The 22,801-nt window shown below is 37.7% G+C and carries 11 protein-coding genes and 3 pseudogenes; 8 read left to right on the top strand and 6 right to left on the bottom strand.

Translation table 11 applies throughout. The features are described 5' to 3' along the window. Positions 1-162 precede the first annotated feature (162 nt). A pseudogene (locus tag B4U84_RS26700) lies at positions 163-564 on the bottom strand (IS4 family transposase); the annotation flags it as partial. Positions 565-794: 230 nt separating this feature from the next. Continuing rightward, a pseudogene (locus B4U84_RS26695) lies at positions 795-1,599 on the bottom strand (transposase); the annotation flags it as partial. A gap of 439 nt (positions 1,600-2,038) precedes the next feature. Here B4U84_RS26695 and B4U84_RS26690 point away from each other — a divergent pair. The 3 genes and pseudogenes from B4U84_RS26690 to B4U84_RS32200 form a co-directional block, all read left to right on the top strand. Continuing rightward, positions 2,039-2,632 carry a TetR/AcrR family transcriptional regulator gene (locus B4U84_RS26690; protein WP_131121198.1) on the top strand — a complete coding sequence of 198 codons (594 nt, stop codon included), beginning with the start codon at positions 2,039-2,041 and terminating at the stop codon, positions 2,630-2,632. 854 nt (positions 2,633-3,486) lie between these two features. Then, positions 3,487-4,233 carry a DevA family ABC transporter ATP-binding protein gene (locus B4U84_RS26685; RefSeq protein WP_131121197.1) on the top strand — a complete coding sequence of 249 codons (747 nt, stop codon included), beginning with the start codon at positions 3,487-3,489 and terminating at the stop codon, positions 4,231-4,233. A gap of 3 nt (positions 4,234-4,236) precedes the next feature. Then, a pseudogene (locus B4U84_RS32200) lies at positions 4,237-4,374 on the top strand (NF041680 family putative transposase); the annotation flags it as partial. Between the two features lie 130 nt (positions 4,375-4,504). On the opposite strand, the gene B4U84_RS26680 reads toward B4U84_RS32200, so the two are convergent. Next, a complete protein-coding gene (locus B4U84_RS26680; RefSeq protein ID WP_131121196.1) occupies positions 4,505-5,278 on the bottom strand; it encodes a TspO-related membrane protein in 774 nt (257 codons plus the stop codon). A gap of 524 nt (positions 5,279-5,802) precedes the next feature. On the opposite strand from B4U84_RS26680, the gene B4U84_RS26675 reads away from it, so the two are divergent. Beyond that, positions 5,803-6,243, top strand: coding sequence for an RrF2 family transcriptional regulator (locus B4U84_RS26675; protein ID WP_131121195.1), 441 nt, complete (start codon positions 5,803-5,805; stop codon positions 6,241-6,243). A 649-nt stretch (positions 6,244-6,892) separates the two neighbouring features. Further along, positions 6,893-8,707, top strand: coding sequence for an ABC transporter ATP-binding protein (locus B4U84_RS26670; RefSeq protein WP_131121194.1), 1,815 nt, complete (start codon positions 6,893-6,895; stop codon positions 8,705-8,707). A gap of 51 nt (positions 8,708-8,758) precedes the next feature. Here the strand turns inward: B4U84_RS26670 and B4U84_RS26665 are convergent, their stop codons facing one another. The 3 genes from B4U84_RS26665 to B4U84_RS26650 all read right to left on the bottom strand — a co-directional run bounded on the left by B4U84_RS26665 (position 8,759) and on the right by B4U84_RS26650 (position 13,251). After that, a complete protein-coding gene (locus B4U84_RS26665) occupies positions 8,759-9,136 on the bottom strand; it encodes a DUF1636 family protein (protein WP_131121193.1) in 378 nt (125 codons plus the stop codon). A 4-nt stretch (positions 9,137-9,140) separates the two neighbouring features. Continuing rightward, positions 9,141-10,118 carry an ABC transporter substrate-binding protein gene (locus B4U84_RS26660; protein ID WP_131121192.1) on the bottom strand — a complete coding sequence of 326 codons (978 nt, stop codon included), beginning with the start codon at positions 10,116-10,118 and terminating at the stop codon, positions 9,141-9,143. 337 nt (positions 10,119-10,455) lie between these two features. Then, on the bottom strand, positions 10,456-13,251 hold the full coding sequence (locus tag B4U84_RS26650) for a TonB-dependent receptor (protein ID WP_131121191.1): 2,796 nt from the start codon (positions 13,249-13,251) through the stop codon (positions 10,456-10,458). 1,080 nt (positions 13,252-14,331) lie between these two features. Here B4U84_RS26650 and B4U84_RS31750 point away from each other — a divergent pair. The 3 genes from B4U84_RS31750 to B4U84_RS26635 all read left to right on the top strand — a co-directional run. Then, positions 14,332-14,550: a hypothetical protein gene (locus B4U84_RS31750; RefSeq protein WP_242677722.1), complete on the top strand. Its 219-nt coding sequence runs from the start codon at positions 14,332-14,334 to the stop codon at positions 14,548-14,550. Between the two features lie 48 nt (positions 14,551-14,598). Continuing rightward, positions 14,599-21,309, top strand: a complete 6,711-nt coding sequence (locus B4U84_RS26640; RefSeq protein ID WP_510650814.1) for an amino acid adenylation domain-containing protein — start codon at positions 14,599-14,601, stop codon at positions 21,307-21,309. 1 nt (position 21,310) lies between these two features. Continuing rightward, a partial coding sequence (locus B4U84_RS26635; protein ID WP_242677721.1) for a condensation domain-containing protein occupies positions 21,311-22,801 on the top strand: 1,491 nt, incomplete at its 3' end.

The following is a 22,801-nucleotide window of genomic DNA, read 5'->3' as shown; positions in this document are numbered from 1 at the left end:
GATAACTGGGGACACGCAACGTCCCCAGATTTATTTGAAACTACTTTTGTATAATATTTTTCACCACTTTTACTAGTAGCGGTAATGAGTTCTTCGTTTAGACTTTCTAGTTTAAGTGGAACATTGGCATAATATAATCCTACTGACGGGGCGACAAAAGAGCTAGGATGGAGCTAGAATAAGTTCCATCGCCCTAAGACCTCGTTGGTAAAAGGGGCGCTTATTGCGATTTAATAGCATTAAATTGGTGACTAAATCTTTACATTGCTCCATAAAATTAACCCAAGTTTCACCATATAATCCAATATAAAAGCTGCTATGACGCCTTTCAATACGACCAGCTTCTTTAAGACGACCAACGTACTTTTGTACACCTTTGTGTTTAATTTGCTGTCCATGAATTGTGGCGGAAGTATAAGCGATAGCCATCAATAAAATTAGAGTAATTAACCGCTCGCCAGAGACATTAGTATCCTCTAAGTTATAGCCACCTTTTTTGAAATCTCGAAACATTTCTTCTATAGGAATCCGATTTGATTCCTGAACTACTCGTAGAGACAGGGAACAGGGAACAGGGAACAGGGAATAAAAGTGTACTGAGTTTTTTTCAGAAATCAAATATGAGTCCTATAAGTAAGTTGGTGCTAATATTTACAGCTATGTTAAGAAATTTAAATGTAGGGTGCGTTATGCCGTAGGCTAACGCACGGTCAAGAATTTAAGGTGCGTTGTCGCGCAGCGCAACGCACCCTACAGCTAATTTATATTTCTTCATATCAAGACCTTCGCCAAATTTATGACCCAATAGAACAAGTAGTGGTAGGGTGAATACGCCCTAAATTGGTAACTGTGTGGAAAATATTCGCGAGTAAAATAGGGTCTGGTTTTTGGGGAAGTAATTTTATTGTTTGCTCAACATACCGATAACCCCGGAATAGTGCCTTGAGGTCTGTAATGCTAAAATCGGGGTTAAATTGGCGAAAGTGGGAAAGCAAGATATGGGAAACATTAACCATAAAAAAAGCAAGATTAGCAGCATTTGTCACGGCATTTTTGCTAATATTCATAAAATCTTCTAGTCCCCAAAATTGTTTCGCGTCACGAAAATTAAACACGAGAGTGAAATCTCAAGCTGTAATAATCGACAATCTTGTCATAACTTAAATTCAAATCTGTTGAAAATAGCACAGCATGGCTTCGATTAGAAGTTACAAGATTTGTCCGCACAATAATTACAACATTTAAGGGTTGAGAAAATTCTTTATGCAGAAGCTGAACCTGATAAAATTTTGTCTGAATGTTATCAATCGTCTCTGTTTTCTTCAGGTAATTTTCTGGTATATCTAAGTAATTTATTCTATCTCCATACTTACGACGACTCTTACCATTTGGGTCAGGATTTTGATAAGGGACGTACAAAGCTGAATCACAACGTATTTTACAAATTAGCTGTAAACCCAATCTCCGAGCCATCACCACAGCACTATTGTTGCCAAAATGACCATCTAAAACCAAATAAGTCAATGGTAAAAACTTATTTATTTTTTTGAGCAAATCTAAAATTTGCTTTTGAATACGTAGAAGTTCCACGTTATATACCCAGCATTGTAATTCTTCCACTCATCCCTAAAATTGCGTATACGATCGTACTCCAACGCCTTAGAGTTGTTCTTGTCGTATGTCGCTGCAAGCATTCTAATAGTGCTAATATATCTGGCATGGGCTTTCTGTCAGTGTTGAGTTGTAGTTGTGGTAAACAATAACTCTACTACGGAAAGCCCTCTTTATTTTGGCGAAGGTATTGCAGACAGAATTAATTACATAATGTCATTGCGAACGGAGAAAAGCGGAATGAAGCAATCGCAAGGGCTGGGATTGCTACTCTGCTTTGAAGCCGCTCCGCGTCTACGCTTCGCTCGCAATGAGTGTAAATATTTTTGTCTGACTACTTATTTTTGCAACACAACCGCTTCAATTTAGAAAATTATGCTATTTTATATTAATTGTTCGATATATAAAAAATTGCAAAAGTCAATCTATGCCTAAAATTGTTAACCATGACCAGTACCGTAAAGAACTGCTTGGCAAATGTTTCCACCTATTTGCTGAAAAGGGCTATGCCTTCATCACTATGCGCGAGATTGCTCAAGGAATAGGGGTTTCTACTGGAACACTATATCACTACTTTCCTACAAAAGAAGCTTTGTTCGAGCAGCTAGTAGAAGAGGTAAGTCAACACACTGTCCGGACAGCTATGACTAAAATAGATGGGGCACAAACACAACAAGAGCGCGTGGAAGCTTTAGCCAGGTTTCTCGACGAAAATACGGATAGCATTATCAAAGAAACTTTTATCTTTCTGGATTTTTGTCGGCATCATGGCGTTGAAGCGGTTCACAATAACCCTGCAATTAAACGAGCTAATGAACGATATCGGCAGGCTTATTCTGAATTATTTGGTGTTTTAGACCCAGATCTTATACAGTTTAGCGATAACTTACTCTCGGGTATCATCCTGAATCACTTATTGGGAGATAAATCAATTTCTTTCACTGAGCAAGTTTCTTTACTTGGAAAGATGTTAACCGCATATTTGGAAAAACGAGTTGAAAAATCGGCATTGCATAATTAACGGATGAATCAGCACTTAAGAGTTTTGGAAAACTTTTCGCTCTACCCACTGTTCGAAATGTTTTTTGTATGTGAGCGCTGAATCTCTGTATTAAATTGTTACTATACTACCTTAAGAACGGGGTTATACCGATGTCAGCCAAATCCATTCCACAAATATACAACGCAAGAAAATCTAATTGAACAATAACTGTCTACAAGTAGGAGTTGATATGAACTGGAAATCAACCAACCCTATTTCATCAATAATCTCTGCCACTATGCCTAAGTGATCTATATCTTGTACTTTGATTTGTGATGCTGAAATACTCATGCTTTAAAAATACAGCATTTTGCGATCGCACCTGCGGAATGTGGGGTTAAGGCTGTCAATCAAAGCACATGCAAACAAGGAAACCAAAAGCACAGTCATGAGATAACTCAATTATAAACTATGGCTCAAATTATATCGAACAAAAGATATAAATAAAAAACTATTTTTGGGAGCATTTATCTGTCTCAAAAAGTTTGTGCAATCCAATCATTAGAACTATTAGGCGTGAAACTTGTGATTGATGCAGGTAAAAGATATGTCTTATAGACCTTGAATTGGTTACTATAGTAGGGTATAATAATATCAAACGTTCAATATAAATAAAGATCTTGATAAAGTAAGTGATCACATGACTCGTCTAATTAAATTTTGTATAAATAAACTACGTCTACGTTGAGAACCGTAGTTTTTTTGTAATTAGGGTAAAGCATATAACTCAGGCTACAAGCAAATTATAAGCCCTTATATAAAACTCCAGCTTTCAAAGTGGACGAGGTTTAATTTGAATCGATAACCAATATTAGCGTTCAATTTGTTCTAGTATGCAAACAATCACCTCTGCTTCTGATCAGACTCAGCAAACAACAACTGAACCTGTTATTTCAGTTCGTCACCTTAACCACTACTTTGGTCAAGGAGAACTTCGTAAACAGGCTTTGTTCGATATCAATCTCGACATTTATGCTGGAGATATTGTCATCATGACCGGACCTTCTGGCTCTGGTAAAACTACTTTGTTATCGTTAATGGGAGGGTTACGTTCGGTACAGGAAGGTAGCCTAAAAATTTTGGGGCAAGAAATGTGTGGTGCGAGTCAGCAGCAAATGATACAAGTGCGACAGCGAATCGGTTACATTTTCCAAGCACATAATCTTTTGAGCTTCCTGACGGCGAAACAAAATGTGCGAATGTCCTTAGAACTGCATGATGATCTCTTGAATCAGGACATAGATAAGATGTCAACTGATATTCTCAAAGCAGTTGGCTTAGAACATCGCGTTGACTATTACGCAGATGGTCTTTCTGGGGGACAAAAGCAGCGAGTGGCAATTGCTCGTGCCTTAGTGAGCCATCCCAAAATTGTCCTAGCAGATGAACCAACTGCTGCTCTTGACAAAAAATCAGGGAGGGATGTTGTGGAGATGATGCAGCAGCTTGCCAAGCAACAGGGTTGTACCATTTTATTGGTGACTCATGATAACCGTATTCTTGACATTGCTGATCGTATCGTCTATATGGAAGACGGTCGTCTGGCAGATAATCCCAATGTAGATGACACGGTTAAGTAGAAACCTACTAGACCAATTTCTGTTTGGGATAGTGAGTACGGGTGCGCCCCTTTCGTTTTGAAAACAGCCAACATCAAAGCAGATATTCTTGTCCGTTTGCGTTCAAACCTGTGTTTATGGGGCGCACCACCACCATATTCTGATTTCGCGTCTCTACATAACTGGAGTTTAGTGGGTCATGAACTTGTAGTTCAGTACCCACTAAACTCCAGTAGTAAGAATTTTAGGCTTGTTTACATTGCGTAACATGGTTAGATTTATTCCCGCCGACTTACTTACGTGAAGTCTTAATTATGGTGATCACGACAAGAGCAATTGCCAAAACTAATGCCACATTTCTAAGCATCGGATTATTCCATTGCTTAAGTGCGATCGCAAAGATTGCCCATAGAGTTACTCCTACATAAGCGATATCTTGGCATTTAACGACAATGACTACAGTAATTGCAGTTGCTACCAATAACATGATGACAGCCCATAGTTGAGCAGAAATGCCCCAACCATTCCAATTCTGAAAATATAAAGCACATGCAACATTTACAATGGTTGCTACACTAATCCAACTAAGATAAATGCTGATCGGAGCATGTAAACACCACTTTTTAGTCCGAGGTACGCTCTTGTTACCAATCCCTAACTGCAAATAAACACCAATCAGAGGTAACAAAATCAAGAGCATGGCTACTACAGAAAGTACAAAAAGCCTAGATAGGAAGAAGTATACCCAGATACTTTGAGATACTAAGGCAATCACCAACAGATATCCACTCTTGCGTAAATCTAAATCATGTTTCTGGTTTGGCAGAAATTGGTAGACTCCAAAAGCAAATAACCCAAGGTAAATTAGTCCCCAAATAGCAAATGCATAGTTAGCAGGGATAATTAGGACATTTTTGAACAAAGTGTTGGATATTTCCCCTATGCTGAGTCCATTCAACGGAAAAAAGTTCGATGCGACATTGACAACAAAAGCACTGATAATTGTAGCTAATGTTACAGTTTGTCTAATAAAATCCCGGTGGTTTCCTTGAGTTGACTGCTGCATGGGATAGTTGGATAACTTGTATTTCCTGTGCTTTCACGTTATATCTTATTTAACAAGAGGTAGCACGCTCGAACTTTGAGTGTTTATAAATTTCTAATATCCAAACCAAATGCTGAGTACCTGGTTGGAGCGATCGCAAAGAGAAAAACAGGTATAATCACTTTAATTTATGAAAATAAAAAATAAAAATAATTGCTTTTATGGTAAACAGTGTTTAGAGTAAAATCAATTAGCGATCGCTCACTTCCAAAGCCAAATGAGGCTTGGTTTGAACGAAACTAAATCAGTTCCATTACTTAACATTCATAATTCAGAAGGCAGAAGGCAGAAGGAACCCACGTTTAAAAACGTGGGATTGAAGCAAGGACGCCTTGTGTCTTTGGCTTGTGCATCTCGACACAAATCTTTTTATACTAGTGGGCTTTAGACCCACAACGCGCATTTTTTATTAATACTTCTTTCCTTCTGCCTTCTGCCTTCAGCATAAGTGCCTTTCTTTGTAATAAACAAGAGCATTAATACCTGTGCAATTCTCCAGCAAATATGAATACACACTTTTAGCTCTCTTAGAACTGACACAAGCTTATCCTAGTGGTGAATATTTGCATATTCGCCACATAGCAGCAGTTCAAAATATACCTAGCCGTTATTTAGAGCAAATTTTAGCAACATTGAGGAATGGAGGTTTAATTAAAAGCACGCGTGGTTCTAAAGGTGGCTATATACTAGCGCGAGAACCTACAAAAATTACACTTTTAGATGCATTTAATTGTATCGAAGGAGGTTATGGAATTAATAAATTTGTTGATGTTCCAGTTGCAACATCTAAAGACAGGAAAGTCATTCAAACTTTTTACCTGGAAGCTTATCAAGGGGTCAATGATGTCTTGAATAAATATACACTTCAAGATCTTTGTGAACAACGAGAAAAGCAAAACCAAACTGAACCCATGTATTATATTTAGAGCAAGGCATCGAAGTATAAGGATTGAGCAGTGTAGAAGGGATTACATTTTTATTCACTCTTGTGTTTACAATTCATAACAATCAACTTTTAAAAAAATGCCATTAATTATTTATAAGTATAAACAATTAATGACATAGTCTTCAATCAAAATCCATGCTTATATTTGTGAAAATCCTAAAGTCCAGACCCCCGACTTCTCAATAGAAGCGGGGGATTTTGTCTTTCACAAATGATTAGACATTTGGTGAAAAATACCAATGCCTTTATATAACTGCTTTTCAACAGGCGATCACCTGATTCATTAGTTGTTCTAGTTGCTCATAGGTTAGACCAACTAATCGCTGCATTGACTGGGAGTTACTTTTAATGTATCATAATCTGTTTGATTTTTTTTGTGTGAGTTCTAATTTGTTATCCTTTATTTTCTAATTTTTGAGAATTGCTATCATTTGTCAACAGAAGCTGCTACTCTATAAAATATTAATTTATAAATTCAGAGGTATAGATGATACTCAATAAACTTTTTTCCAGTAGCGATCTACTTACGTAACCCCTGTTAATATTTTTAAGATTTTTTATTTGGTTCATTATTGAGGCGTTCATTTTAAGTAGCGTATCAATCACGTAACTATAAACAATAAACAGTCGTGGCAATAACATCAAAAAAAACTCCCAGAGTATCTAATAAGCGTAAGAATTCAGCCTATCCTTTACAACGCTTACTAAACTATGGAAGCCAATATCGCCAGCAAATTTGGCAAGCCACATTATTTTCTATCATTAATACAATTTTGGATTTAGCACCACCTTGGTTAATTGGTGTGGCGGTAGATATTTTAGTCAAACAGCAAGATTCTGTAATTGCAAAGTTGAGTGTAAAAGATATATTTTGGCAATTTTTCTTGCTTTCAGTTGTCACTATAATTATTTGGATACTAGAATCTGCTTCGGAGTACGCATACAGTACTCTTTGGCGTAATTTAGCCCAAAATATACAGCATGATTTACGCTTGAACGCCTATAATCATGTACAAGAATTAGATTCAGCTTACTTTGAAGAAAGTAGTACTGGCGGTTTGATGTCGATTTTAAATGATGATATCAACCGATTGGAAGATTTCTTAAATTTTGTTGCTAATGAAATTATCCAAATTACTACCTCAGTGATTATTTTAACTTGTGGTGCTTTTTGGATTTTACCTCCTGCGATTACCTTGGCAACATTATTACCGATGCCGTTTATTCTTTGGGGTTCTTTTACTTATCAAAAGCTGTTGGAAGACCGTTACGCAGAAGTCCGAGAAAGGGTAGGTTTTCTGAATTCAAGATTAGCTAATAACCTCAGTGGAATTAATACAATTAAAAGTTTCACTGCTGAAGCTTATGAAAGTGCTAGATTTGCAGCAGAAAGCGAAGCATACAGAAAAAGTAACACTAAAGCTATTAGACTTTCTGCCGCATTTAATCCTTTAATCAGAATGTTAATTTTAGTAGGCTTTACAGCCTTACTATTTTGGGGAGGTATGGCGACCTATGCTGGTGAATTATCTATTGGTAGTTTCAGTGTTTTACTCGTTTTAGTACAGAGATTACTGTGGCCATTAGTAACATTAGGAGAAATATTTGATAAATATCAAAGATCAATGGCTTCTACCAATCGCATCATGGATTTATTAGATGCTCCCATTAATATTATTCCAGGAAAAAAATACTTACCTATTGAGCAGGTACGGGGAGAAATTGAGTTTCAGCAAGTCACTTTTGCTTATCACGATAGAGAGCCAATAATTAAAAATTTGTCCTTACATATACCCGCAGGTAAAACTACGGCAATTGTTGGTTCTACAGGTTCAGGTAAAAGTACTTTAGTGAAATTATTATTGCGATTTTATGATATATCTTCAGGAAGAATTATTATTGATGGTATTGATATCCAAGAATCAAATTTAGGTGATTTGCGTCGTAGTGTCGGCTTAGTCAGTCAGGATGTATTCTTATTTCATGGTACTGTTGCTGAAAACATCGCCTATGGAACTTTTGATGCTAGTGATGAACAAATAATTGCAGCTGCAAAAATTGCCGAAGCTCATGATTTTATTATGCAGCTACCTCAAGGTTATGAAACAATAGTTGGTGAACGCGGACAAAAATTATCTGGTGGACAACGCCAAAGAATTGCGATCGCCAGAGCGGTTGTAAAAAATCCGCCTATATTAGTTTTAGATGAAGCCACATCAGCAGTGGATAATGAAACAGAAGCTGCTATTCAACGTTCTCTAGAGCGGATTACTGTGAATCGAACAACGATCGCGATCGCTCATCGTCTTTCTACTATCCGCAATGCTGATTGCATTTATGTAATGGAATATGGAAAATTGGTTGAGTCGGGAACTCATGATAAATTGTTGGAGAAGAATGGAATTTATAGTAATTTATGGCGGGTACAATCAGGGGTGAAATAAAATTTAACCCTTGTAGAGACGCGATATATCACGTCTCCATTTAGATTTATACTATGATTTCATCGGTGGAATTTGCGTAAAAATAGCAGACTTTAAAAGTTTAGGAAGCTGTTCCCAAGTAAAAGCTCCTTGACAACTTTTGATATACATTTGCATAAATTCCATTAATGCTGCTGTACTTTTTTCTGGAGAAAGATTGACAAATAGATAGGTGGACTTATCATGGCTCGATACAGCTACAACGCAGCCTTGCTTGCAAGCCCATAAACACTCAACAGGCTGAATTTCAATTTCATCAGAAGAAAATTTTTCAGCACATAAATTATTTAGTTGATCAATTAAAAGATCGCCATCAAAAGGTGGATTTTTGGGTCGTCTTCTGGATGAACGGTGACAGGATTTGCAGACGAATAGGGTATGTTTTGACATAGAGTTAAGGAGTATTGACGAGGTATTTGAATAAATCATCAATTACTGTATCAGCTGCAATTAAGTTTGACTCTCTCCAATTTGATTTGTTAACAACATATACATTATTTCTTTGAACAGCTTTAAGTGTCTTCCATAGTGGCTTTTGTTTGATTTTGTTAAATGATTTCATATCACTGTCCTCATCAATTCCTATAAATACAACATCACCATCTATCTTCGATAATTCTTCTTCAGGAATAAAAAGATAGCCATTTGAACTAATAGTATTTTGTACTTCTGTACGTTGCAAACCAGCATCATTTAGTATTGAGCCAGCAAATACATTTTTGAGTTCACTAATAAATATAGGGTTACTACTATTTTCAAGATAGACATAAGAAAATTTTTTATTTTGATAGCGATCACCTAAAGCCGCTTTAAGTTCTTTAATTCGCTGATTATAATGATCCCACGCCTGTTGATAAGTATCTTCTCTTCCTAAGACTTTAGCAACAAAACTAAAATGTTCCTTCCATTCATTGGGACCTTCCCAACCAGTTTGTACAGTTGGAGCTATTTTTGAGAGTAGAGGATAAATACTTTGATCATCACTCAAATTGATAATTAAATCCGGTTTGAGTTTTAATATTTTTTCTAGATTAGCTTGATTGGTACTTCCAACCCATTCGATTCCATCGATCTTACTTTCAAGATATTTAGGAAATTCAGTTTTGTCAAATTCAGTTGCACTTCCTATTGGTTTAACCCCAAGACTCAATAGGTTTCCCAAAGTAGCTAAATGCAAGCTAATAATACGCTGAGGATTTTGAGGAACACAAGTTTTTCCTAATAAATGCTCAATTATTCGACAGTCAGTCTGATGAGATAAGTCACCTAAATGACTTCGATACTCTGTTAACTTTTGACTACAAGCAGAAAACAGAAAAGTTGTTAGACTAGCAAGAATAAATATGATTATTATACGACTTACTTTTTTCATCACAGAAATCGGATGTGTTTAGTCATAATGGATCTAGAATTACTGAATCATCTAGCGCAATAATTCGCTGCGGTTTAGTTGGAATAACAGTTCTGCCTAAAGAGTGTTTAAAAATTCTTGTGGTAATAGGTGACTGGGAAATAGATAAAGTCTGATTATATTTATTTAAAATAATATGAGATAAGCAATCATAACAAGCGCCCAGCAAAATGAAAATAGCTTTTCCTAATATAAATAATTTGAGATAGTTGTTCTTTATAAAAATATTTTAATCTCCTTTTAGCAATAAGGGCAAACTTTGAATAATTTGCCCCATTGAAATTATTTCAATCGACCTTTAAAACTGCCAAGAAACAGTTCCTTGTACTGTAAATGGCTGTCCGTAGTAAACACGATTAGAATTAATCGCACTTTCAAAATAATCTACATCAAATAGATTTTTGAAGTTGAGTGCAACTCTAAATCTATCTCGGTTATAGAAAATACTTGCATCAGTCCGAACATAACTAGGTACATCGTAACTATTTTCCAAATCTCCAGCGCGATCGCTTACAAAAAACAAACCTAAACCAAACCCTAAACCTTGTAAATTTCCTGCTTGAATTTGATAGGTTGTCCATAAATTGGCAGAATGCTCCGCGGTATTTGGTAATCGGTTGCCAACATCATAGGTATTATCTTCAGTGATCCGTGCATCGGTATAAGCATAGCCTGCATAAATATTCCATCCCGGCAAAATTTCGCCTGCAAGATTCAGTTCAATACCTCGGCTATTCTGCTCACCTACTTGGATGGAAAAACCCGGATTATTGGGGTCTTCTGTTGAAACATTAGTACGGTTCAAATCAAAGAATGCTAGTGTTGCTGAAAGGCGATTATTCAAATCAGCCTTTACTCCAACTTCGTACTGAGTACCTTCTTCTGGCTCGAAGGAAGAGTCACCAGAAAAGAATGTACCATTTGGTGGAGTAAACGAACGTGTATAACTTGCATATAGCGAAATAGCGGGGATGGGTTGATAGACAATCCCGAAGCGGGGACTGAATGCACTATCTGATCCACTACTTTCTGTATCATTGAGCAAATCTTCATATTTCTGGTCGAAAGTATCAAACCGCCCACCTACCAACACCTTCAAACCGTCCGTCAATGCAATTTGGTCTTGCAGATAAATTCCTAAGGAGTTTGTAGTATAGCGATCGCTACTTTCAAAAGTAATCTCATCACCCGGCGCTTGACCATATATAGGATCAAAGATATCAATTGATGCTCCTTGGCGTTCGATGTATCTTGGTGTGAAGTTTTCAAAACGATTCAAATCAATTCCAAATAAAAGCTGATGCTGAATCGAACCTGTGGAGAATTTACCAATTAAATTTGTTGTCAAAGCATAATTCTCATTTTCCAGATCGAATTCTCGGTATCTACGATTAAAAGTTCGATTATCTGCATCCAAGGTTGAGGGAATCGTCAGTTGGTCGCTGTAATCACGATAGCTGAATCGAAAAGCATTGCTTAACGACCAATTCTCGCTAAATTTGTGTTCTAGTTTGTATCCAGCTCTTGTAATTATTTGTTCAAATTCATCAGAAGGTTCACCAAAGTTGCGATGACGGGATACTTCACCATTGGGATTGGATCGTACACTCCCCACAACAGGTACACCAGATGCGTAAGAATCTCTTGTAGTAATGTATTCTCCCTCTAAAGTTAGGTTAGTTTTATCGCCAATAGCTACACTGACTACAGGCGATATATTAAAGTTTTCACCATTATAGAAATCCATAAAACTACCTGAATTTCTGTAGGCTGTATTGAAACGATACAAGACTGTCTTCGAGTCATTTAATGGTCCCGATAAATCAATTGCACCTCGATAGTAACTATAACTGCCAACCGTTGCATCAATGGATTCAAAGCGATCGCTTAATGGACGTTTAGATACTATATTGATGACTCCTCCAGGATTACCCAAACCAAATAACACTGATGCAGGCCCTTTGAGAACTTCAACTTGTTCAACACCGGAGAGTTCAGTCACTTCTCCAGCTAGAGGATCAACTAGCCCATCCCTGAGAAGATTCGTCGCTGCTGCATCAAATCCACGAATTGTAAAAAAGTTAAGTGGACCAAAGTTAAAAGACTGATTAACACCAGTAACATTTCTAAGTGCATCTTCTAGGCGGGTAACTTGCTGATCACGCAACACTTGTTGTGGAACCACCTGAATTGATTGGGGAATATCACGCAAAGGTGTATCAGTTTTTGTTCCAGTGGTAGTATTCGTTACGCTATATTCATCTTGCTCTCCCGTCACTACTAATTCTATCGGCTCATCCTGTTGTGCTGCTGGTTCTTCTTCTGGTGTCTGATTTTGTGGTTCTTGGGCTTGTGGTGTTTCAGGTTGCTGTGGTGGCTGCGTTGCTGTTGTAGCCGAATTTATACCAAAAACCAACCCTACACTATCATCAAATAATTCAACATTTGGTAAAGCGTTTTCACCTACTACCGTGATTCGCACGGTATTGGCATCAATATTTGTAACTGTAATTTCAGTAATTCCCGTAAGCGGTTTTTCGGAACGAAATACAAATGCTTCACCCGAAGGTAAACGCAATTGTCCACCGGATACATCTGCAATGAAACTATTACCTGTACTGCGATTCGTAACTTGCAGTTGTTCCCCAAGGGGTGTTTCTAAAATTACCTCCACACCTGTCTGTGTGGAATTCGCCTTAACCCCCGTGATTGGTACAACTTGCTCTCCATCTTTTTGTTGTGGGTTAGCAGGGTTAGTTGGTGTTGGTGACTGTACTAACCTTTGGGCGTTAGTAGCGGGAAGTTGGATTTCTCTAAGTTGAGGAATATTTTTAGTTGTTTTATCCGATTTTGCTCTTTGCTGTGAACTTGCAATCTGAGATTTTTGGAGTCGGTTTTTTCTGGTATTAGACGCTAATATCGAAGATTTTTCTGTGGATGCAATCTTTTTAACCAGTGTAGATTTCCCTGACGTCTGGATAGAAGATTCACCTTGAATATCCTCCGTTGCTTCCTGACCTTTAACAGGAGTGCTTATAAAAACAACAACCACACCTGTTAGCAGCAGGCTTTGAAAAAATCTATCTAACTTCATTTATCCGCTTTCACTCAATCACACTACTTGCCTGTACCTGAAAACATCATGACAAAATTTGCAAATAATTGTCATTTAGTTTAAGTTAATTGAATCATATTACAGAGCGACACAACACACAAGACAATTAATAATATTTTTTATTTAGGTATAAATCATAAATAATAATTACTCCTAAGCCAGATACTTGCTTGGTAAAGAGAGATTAGGGATTGACAAGATCCCCGACTTCTTAAAGGATGCAGCTGGCGAATAGGGGGTCAAACCCCTCGTTCGCCCACAAATTGGTTGTAGAGACGCGCCATGGCGCGTCTCTACATCTGGTGGAATGACGAAAAATCGTCGGTGAGGGGTGTCACCCCTGATTCGCCAGCTGTATCCTTTAAGTCGGGGATCTCACCACAATGAAACAGACTGCTCCTCGTATTAAACCTATAATCGATCTGTGTAGGCGCTTCCAAATAGCATCAAAAGCCAGAACTGTCTTGTGCTAAAAAATGTCAATCATTTTATATTAATAAGTAAAGCTGATGATCAAAAAAAACATGATAATTAATGTCTATATATAGTCTCTTGCTAAAGCAATTAATTATCGTTAGTGTAATCAAAGATAAATAAAAATTACTTGCATTAACCTAAATATTTATCCAAGTAAATCACCGTATATCAACGTTTAGACAATCTAAGTGGTTGGCTGAACTAGTTACAGTGGATTGCAAGTTAGTGAGGTTCAGTATTTTGGTCTACAACCCCGATAAAAATTCTTGCTTACTCCTGACTTCTGAATTCCGCTCAAGAATTTAGATAAGCGATCGCGTTAAATAGTTGCTCAATTATAAAGATTGGGTTTGACTAAAAATAAAACCTTATTATGTTCTTAGTAAGAATTTTAGGCTTGTTTACTTTCCATAACATAATTACGTTTATTCCCGCCGACTTACTTAGACACGTCCGGAATATTTGCTCTGAATCAAAAGCAGGACGTACACCCAATAAATTATTTATAAAAGTAATAAATAGCAATGGCTAGAAAATAGCATAAAACTTCCAGTAAAAGTAAATGAGAATGTTGGAGTTTTTATGACAATCGAACTTCAAATGAGTGCATCTATTTTAAGAATTAAAAAACCTAGCACCAAGCAATTTTTAGAGATTTGGAAACAACATCAGCCTTTTGTGATTGAAGATGTTGCTAACCATTGGAATTTTTTGAATATTGTGCCTCCTTATCTCTCTTATGCAATTTCTTCGGGAAAAATCAAGGAATTGATGGGATTTTTGAAAACAATGTTTCATTGATACTCTGATGAGAAAATAATTTATATATGGTGTTGAGTTGGAATGAAAATGAGTAAATTTTCTCATAGCTCCTCTGATCATTTGGATGATTTTTCTACAGTCGTCGAATTACTGCGTCTCAGAAGCTCTACGCAGCCATATACAGATGCTTTTACCTTTTTATTAGATGGGGAAATAGAAAAAGCAACATTAACCTATCAAGAACTAGATAGGCGATCGCGTCGAGTAGCTGCTCAGTTACAAGCATTGGGTTTGACTGGGGAACGAGCTTTACTACTTTATCCCCCAGGGCTAGATTTTTTAGTCGCTTTTTTTGGTTGCTTATACGCGGGAGTCGTAGCTGTAACAGCATATCCGCCTCGAAATGAGCGCAATATACCAAGAATCAAAGCAATTTCCACAGATGCACAAGCAGCGATCGCTCTGACAACAACAGAAATTATATCTACAGTGCAGTCTTTAATGACACAAAAGACTGATGTAGAATCTTTGCAATGGTTAACTACTGATAATCTTGCTCTAGGAATAGAAGACACTTGGCAAGAACCTTCTATTGATCAAAACACTCTAGCTTTTCTGCAATATACCTCTGGTTCTACAGGCACACCCAAGGGTGTAATGATAAGTCATGGAAATTTAATACATAATGCTGCTACGACTTACCAATTCATGGAGCATTCAACCGAGAGTAAGTTTGTCTCATGGTTGCCAACTTACCATGATATGGGTCTGATTGGTGGAATATTGCAACCTTTGTATGGAGGTTTCCCTTGTATCTTAATGCCTCCAGCTTCTTTTCTTCAACGTCCTTATCGTTGGTTGCAAGCTATTTCCCAATATAAAGGTACAACGAGTGGCGCCCCTAATTTTGCCTATGAATTATGTACTCAAAAAATTACTCCTGAACAAAAACAAACTCTTGACTTGAGTAGTTGGAGTGTGGCATTTAACGGTGCTGAACCGATTCGGTATGATACTTTAGAACGGTTTGCAGAAGCTTTTGCTGAGTGTGGTTTTCGTAAACAAGCCTTCTACCCTTGTTACGGAATGGCTGAAACAACTCTAATGGTTTCTGGCGTGGAGAAGCTGACAGTACCAACTATCAAAACAGTTGCAAAATCTGCATTAGAATCCCATCGCGTGGTAGAATCATCTGCTCAAGATGAAGATGCTTATCATTTTGTCAGTTGTGGTCGAGTTATACCAGAACAAGAGGTAGTCATTGCCAATTCAGAAACACTCAGTAGTTGTAAAGTAGATGAAATCGGAGAAATCTGGGTATCTGGGCCGAGTGTTGGTCAAGGTTATTGGAATCGTCCTCAACAGACAAAAGAAACCTTCCACGCTTATCTATCAGACACAGGTAACGGGCCATTCTTGCGGACGGGAGATTTAGGATTTTTGCACAATGGCGAGCTTTTCATTACAGGAAGAGCCAAAGATTTAATTATTACTCGTGGTCGAAATCTTTATCCGCAGGATATAGAATCGACCGCAGAACGCAGTCATCCATCATTGCGTTCTGGTGCTGGTGCAGCATTTACAATCGAAGTTAATCATGAAGAACGGCTAGTAGTCGTACAAGAATTAGAGTTTCGCGCCAAGCCAAATTTAGAAGAAGTAATCTCTGCTATTCGCCAAGCAGTTACTGAAGAGCATGAGATACAAGTTTATGCTGTAGTCTTGATTAAACCAGGTAGTATTCCCAAAACTTCCAGTGGTAAGATTCAAAGACGTGCTACTCGGACTCAGTTTGAGAAAGGTGAACTCAATGTAGTTGCAAGTAACATTCTCAAAATTAGTAATATTGCCAGAAAAGAAAGTCAATTACAGCGTTCGGAACTTTTGGCGCTTTCCCCCAGAGAATGTCAACCACTTTTAGAATCATATCTCATTGAACTCTTAGCAGGAGTACTGGCAATTACAGCAGATGATATTAATCCTCAAGAACCATTAAGCACTCTCGGACTTGACTCTTTAAAAGTATTTGAGTTGAAAAATCGGATTGAAGTTGAATTTGAAGTAGAAGTATCGGTAGCAGACTTTTTTGCAGGGATGAGTACGCGATCGCTCGTCACTAAAATCCTTGCTCAAATGACGACAGATGGACTACCGTCACTATCTCTGACTCAACATACTCAACAACAAAATACATATACATCTATTTATCCTCTATCTTTTGACCAGCAGGGATTATGGTTTATCAACCAGCTAAATCCCGATGCTCCTACATATAATATTCCTATAGTTATTCAGTTCACAGGTTGCGTTAACCTAGCTGTCTTAGAAGATAGTCTGAACGAAATTATTAGACGACACGAAGTATTACGTACAAGCTTTACAGTGGTAGATGGACAACCTGTCCAAGTCACCAATCAAGCTGTACCCTTAACCTTGGCAGTTCAAGACTTACGATCACTATCAGAAAATGAACGCAATAGCACAGCACAACGTTTGGCTAGGGAATTAGCACAGCAGCCCTTTGATTTATCTGCTCAATCACTTCTACGTGCTAAAATTTTACAATTAAATGATAAAAATTATCATTTAATTGTGAGTTTTCATCATATAATTGCAGATGGCTGGTCTATCGGTGTTTTCATCAAAGAACTAACTGCGCTTTATAAAGCATTTTCCGGTGGTGAACTTTCACCACTTGCGGAATTACCTATCCAGTATAGAGATTTTGTCAATTGGCAACAACAATGGCTGAATTGTGAGAGCGATCGCATTCAAGCATTATTGATTTATTGGAAGCAAAAGTTGAGTGGTGAACTTCCTGTACTGAATTTACCAACTGATCGTCCGCGATCAGCAGTTCAAACCTTCAAAGGCGCTCAAGCGAAATCAGTTCTTTCGCCAAACTTGACAAAAGAACTCAAGAAATTGAGCCGTCACCAGGGAGTAACTCTATTTATGACCTTGCTTACAGCTTTCAAAATCTTGCTGTATCGCTACACAGGTCAGACTGATATTTTAGTTGGTTCACCAATTGCCAATCGTAACAGAGCAGAAATTGAATCATTAATAGGATTTTTTGTCAATGTTTTAGTTTTGCGTACAAACCTTTCTAACGACCTGAGTTTTCAGGAGTTGTTAGCGCGGGTGAAGTCAACTGCTTTAGAAGCTTATGTTCATCAAGACTTACCTTTTGAAAAGTTAGTAGAAGAACTACAGCCAAACAGAGACTTGAGCTACAACCCACTCTTTCAGGTGATGTTTGTTCTGCAAAATGTGCCAAAACCCAATCTCAATCTAGCGGATATATCGGTTAGTTATGAGGAAGTGTACAACGGCACATCTAAGTTTGATTTGACCTTGTTTATGGAGGACTCCGAGCAAGGATTAATTGCTACTTGCGAGTACAACACGGATTTATTTAATGCAGATACTATTACCCGGATGCTGGGACATTTTCAGACTTTACTAGAAAGCATAGTTAGGAATTCTCAACAGCGCATCTCAGACTTACAATTACTTACATCATCTGAATTACGACAGTTATTAGTTGAGTGGAATAATACCAAAACAGACTATCCTCAAGATAAGTGCATTCATGAGTTATTTGAAGCCCAGGTAGACAAAACACCAGATGCAGTTGCAGTAGTATTTGAAGACCAAAAATTGACATATTGTGAACTCAACGCCAGAGCAAATCAACTAGCACATTATTTGCAACAGCTGGGAGTCAAACCAGAAGTATTGGTCGGGATTTGTCTAGAGCGTAAGCTCGATATGGTCATTGGACTATTAGGCATTCTCAAAGCAGGTGGTGCTTATGTACCGATTGAGCCTAACTACCCCTTAGCAAGAAGAAGCTTTATACTAAATGACTCTCAAATGTCTGTGCTGGTGACGCAACAGCATTTAATGACAGATTTTTCTACAAATCAAATTCAAGTTATTTGTATAGATAGTGATTGGGAAATTATCAATCAACAAAAAAATGAGAATTTAATTACTACGACAACTACCTTAAATTTAGCCTACGTTATTTACACCTCTGGTTCCACTGGTAAACCCAAAGGAACGTTAATTCCTCATCAAGGATTAGTTAACTACCTAAGTTGGTGTACCCAAAGATATGCAGTAGAACAAGGAGTCGGAACTTTAGTTCACTCTCCTTTAGGTTTTGATTTAACAATCACTAGTCTTTTTTCTCCTTTATTAGTTGGTCGCACAGTAGAATTACTATCAGAAGAACAAGGTATTGAAACCCTTTCTCAAGCTTTAAAGAAAAGCTCTAATTTAAGTTTAGTGAAAATCACCCCCGCTCATTTAGATTTGCTGAAGCAACAGTTATCCCAAGAAGAGATCGCAAATAAAACTAGAGCGTTTATTATTGGTGGAGAAAATTTATTAGCTGAAAGTATTACCTTCTGGCAAGATATAGCTCCAGATACGATATTAGTCAACGAATACGGTCCAACAGAAACAGTAGTAGGCTGTTGTGTTTATCAAGTACCAATTGGAAAGCATGATTCGGGTTCTATACCTATTGGTAGACCAATTGCTAATACTCAGTTATACATTCTAGACCAATATTTACAACCAGTACCAACAGGTGTAGTGGGTGAATTGCACATTGGTGGAATTGGATTAGCTAGGGGTTATTTAAATAAAGCAGAACTGACTGCGGATAAATTTATTCCCAATCCCTACACAAATCAGACAGGGGAACGGTTGTACAAAACAGGAGATTTAGCCCGCTATCTACCAAATGGAGAAATAGAGTACATTGGTCGGATTGATAACCAAATCAAGCTACGAGGTTTCCGTATTGAACTCGGAGAAATTGAAGCAGTTATCAATCAACACTCAGCAGTCCGAGAAACTGTAGCTGTAGTACGTGAAGATTCAGCAGATTCTAAACGTTTAGTCGCCTATATAGTTCCGCAAAAAGCACAAACACTTATAATTCCTGAACTACGTGATTTTCTAGAATCAAAGTTACCAAGCTACATGATTCCAGTAGCTTTTGTAATATTAGATTCATTACCACTCACACCGAATGGTAAGGTTGATCGCAAGGCATTAAAAGCACCTGATACAGTACATTTAGAACTCAAAGAAACCTTTGTTGAACCAAGAACAAATGTTGAAAAACAGTTATCTGCTATCTGGACAGAGGTATTAGGTTTAGAAAAAATAGGTATAAATGATAACTTTTTTACGTTAGGCGGAGATTCTATCCTGAGCTTGCAAGTAATATTTAAAGCTAACCAAGTTGGGTTAAATCTGACTACTAAACAATTGTTTCAATATCAAACAATTGCTCAACTAGCGGTTGTTGCTGGAACAACCAAAAAAATCTCAGCCGAGCAGATGATAGTAACTGGTTTGTTAGAATTAACCCCTATTCAGCATTGGTTTTTTGAACAAAACCAACCAGAACCACACCACTGGAATCAATCAGTGTTGTTAGAAAGTAAGCAGAATCTTGACCCAGAACTGTTAGAGAAAATCCTAGAATCCCTACAAAAACATCATGATGTTCTACGTTTACAATTTATCCAGGAGGAATCTAGTACTCAAGCACTAATCACTGGTCCTAATGATCTCATACCATTGACACGCTTCGATTTTTCAGCATTACCAAAAGATAAACAAGCACAAGCAATAGAAGCAGCGGCTGATAAACTACAAGCTAGCTTAAATCTCTCACAAGGGCCGTTATTTTGGGTTGCGCTGTTCAATTTGGGTGAAAATCAACCTAACCGCTTGCTTTGGATTATTCACCATTTAGTTGTTGATGGTGTTTCTTGGCGAATTTTAATTGAAGATTTTCAAACAGCTTATCAGCAAATTAGTCAAGGTAAAGCTATAAACTTGCCACCCAAAACAACATCTTATAAACAATGGTCTAGCTGTCTACAAAAATATGCACAATCTTCAACACTACTTTCAGAGCTAGACTTTTGGCTGACAACACAACATCAATTGGTTTCGCCTATACCAAGAGATTTTCCTGGTGAACATAATTTAGAAGAAACTAGTTCTGTTGTATCGGTATCGCTGTCTGTCGAAGAAACTCAAACTTTATTGCAACAAGTACCAGCAGCTTACCGAACACAAATTAATGATGTATTATTAACAGCACTTATACAAACATTTAACCAATGGACGGGGGAAAGTTCTCTTATCATTGATTTAGAAGGACATGGACGAGAAGAAATCTTCGATGATGTGGATTTATCAAGGACTGTGGGTTGGTTCACAACTATATTTCCTGTACATCTAAATCTTGCAAATACCAGAGATCAAGGAACAGCTCTAAAGTCGATTAAAGAGCAGCTACGAGCAATTCCGAATCGAGGTGTAGGCTATGGATTACTGCGCTATCTAAATCGGGATCAAAGAATAAGCGAGCAATTTTCTTTGTCAAAGGCTGAAGTAATTTTTAATTATTTGGGACAATTCGATCAACTTTTACCAGAATCATCTTTGTTCAACTTAGTGCAGGGAACCAGTGGTTCTACTCGCAGTTTGAGAAGTAAAAGAACTTACTTACTGGAAATTAATAGTGGTATTTATCAGGGAAATCTGAAAGTAAACTGGTCTTACAGCAATAAAGTCCATCGACAAACCACGATTGAAGTACTTGCTCAAAACTTTATTAAAGCACTGCGATCGCTTATTGCTCATTGTCAGTCTCAGGATACAGGTAGTTTTACCCCTTCCGATTTCGCTGAGTTTAAGCAAAGTCAATGGGATCAAACCGATCTCGATGCTATTACAGCAGCTATGGGAGATATGTAACATGGGTGTGAAAAACAAAAACATTGAAGACTTTTATCCCCTCTCACCTATGCAGCAGGGTATTCTCTTCCATAGTCTTGCAGACACCAAATCTAGTGTTTATTTTGAACAACTAAGCTGGACTCTCGAAGGAAAACTCAACACTACAGCATTCCGTCGGGCATGGCAACATATTGTAGAACGACATGCAATTCTACGAACCTGCTTTATTTGGGAAGGCTTAAAAGAACCGGTACAAATTGTTCATCGACAGGTATCTCTACCGTGGCAAGAGTATAACTGGCAACATTTATCCTTAGAAGAACAACAACAAAAATTAGAACTTTTTTGGGAAAGCGATCGCTCTGCTGGCTTTAAATTGACGCACCCACCATTGATGCGTCTAACACTGATTCAACTTTCGGAAAACTCCTATAACTTTACCTGGAGTAATCATCATCTGTTGTTAGATGGCTGGTCTACTGCCTTAGTTTTTAAGGAAGTAATTGATTGTTACAAAGCTTTTAGCAATAATCAGGATATATGCTTAGAACCTATTCGCCCATATCGAGGTTATATTGTCTGGCTACAGCAACAAAGCCTATCTGAAGCTGAGGCTTTCTGGCGAGAGACGCTTAGAGGCTTTACTACTCCAACACAGATATCAGTAAATAAACTAACTAGAAAAGTACTGACTCAAACCGATAGCTATCATGAGCAACAAGTAAAGCTTTCTGTAGTCACAACAGCAGCACTGCGACAGTTCGCAATGCAACACCAATTAACACTCAATACTCTGGTACAGGGTGCTTGGGCTTTGCTATTAAGCCGCTATAGTGGCCAGAAAGATGTAGTTTTTGGGACTGTAACTTCTGGTCGTTCTGCAACTTTAGCTAAAATCGAGTCGATGGTAGGGCTGTTAATCAACACATTGCCGATTAGAGTAAAAGTATCACCTGAAGAATTTATTTTGCCTTGGCTAGAAAAAATTAAAGATCAGCTAGTAGAGGTACGCCAATACGAGTATTGTCCATTAGTAAAAATCCAAGGATGGAGTGAAGTTCCCAAAAGTCTATCCTTGTTTGAGAGTATTGTGGTTTTTGAGAATTATCCCATAGATGCTTCCTTGCAACAGAGCGATATAGATTTGCAGATCAAGGATTTTCATGGGTTTGAAAAGACTAACTATCCGATTACCCTGACTGTGATTCCTGGTGAAGAATTCTTGCTCAAGATTACTTCCGATGATGGCGATCGCTTTAACATTGATACTCTCACTCGGATGCTGGGACATTTGCAGACTTTACTAGAGGGTATGGTAAATAATCCACAGCAGCGTCTTTGTGAATTGTCGCTGTTAACGGAAATTGAGCGACATCAGTTGCTTGTGGAGTGGAACCAGACTCAGACTGAATATACTCAAAAGTGTATTCATGAGTTATTAGAAGCACAGGTAGAAAAAACACCAGATGCAATAGCAGTAGTATTTGAAGACCAACAATTGACATACAGG

It is taken from the genome of Westiellopsis prolifica IICB1 (genome assembly GCF_004323185.1).
GTDB lineage: Bacteria > Cyanobacteriota > Cyanobacteriia > Cyanobacteriales > Nostocaceae > Pelatocladus > Pelatocladus prolificus_A.
This window is presented reverse-complemented; position numbering and strand designations above follow the sequence as displayed.

Coding starts and splice junctions, on each gene's coding strand:
- B4U84_RS26685 (WP_131121197.1), top strand. CDS start 3,487: ATGCAAACAATCACCTCTGCTTCTGATCAGACTCAGCAAACAACAACT.
- B4U84_RS26690 (WP_131121198.1), top strand. CDS start 2,039: ATGCCTAAAATTGTTAACCATGACCAGTACCGTAAAGAACTGCTTGGC.
- B4U84_RS26665 (WP_131121193.1), bottom strand. CDS start 9,136: ATGTCAAAACATACCCTATTCGTCTGCAAATCCTGTCACCGTTCATCC.
- B4U84_RS26650 (WP_131121191.1), bottom strand. CDS start 13,251: ATGAAGTTAGATAGATTTTTTCAAAGCCTGCTGCTAACAGGTGTGGTT.
- B4U84_RS26640 (WP_510650814.1), top strand. CDS start 14,599: ATGAGTAAATTTTCTCATAGCTCCTCTGATCATTTGGATGATTTTTCT.
- B4U84_RS26680 (WP_131121196.1), bottom strand. CDS start 5,278: ATGCAGCAGTCAACTCAAGGAAACCACCGGGATTTTATTAGACAAACT.
- B4U84_RS26660 (WP_131121192.1), bottom strand. CDS start 10,118: ATGAAAAAAGTAAGTCGTATAATAATCATATTTATTCTTGCTAGTCTA.
- B4U84_RS31750 (WP_242677722.1), top strand. CDS start 14,332: ATGACAATCGAACTTCAAATGAGTGCATCTATTTTAAGAATTAAAAAA.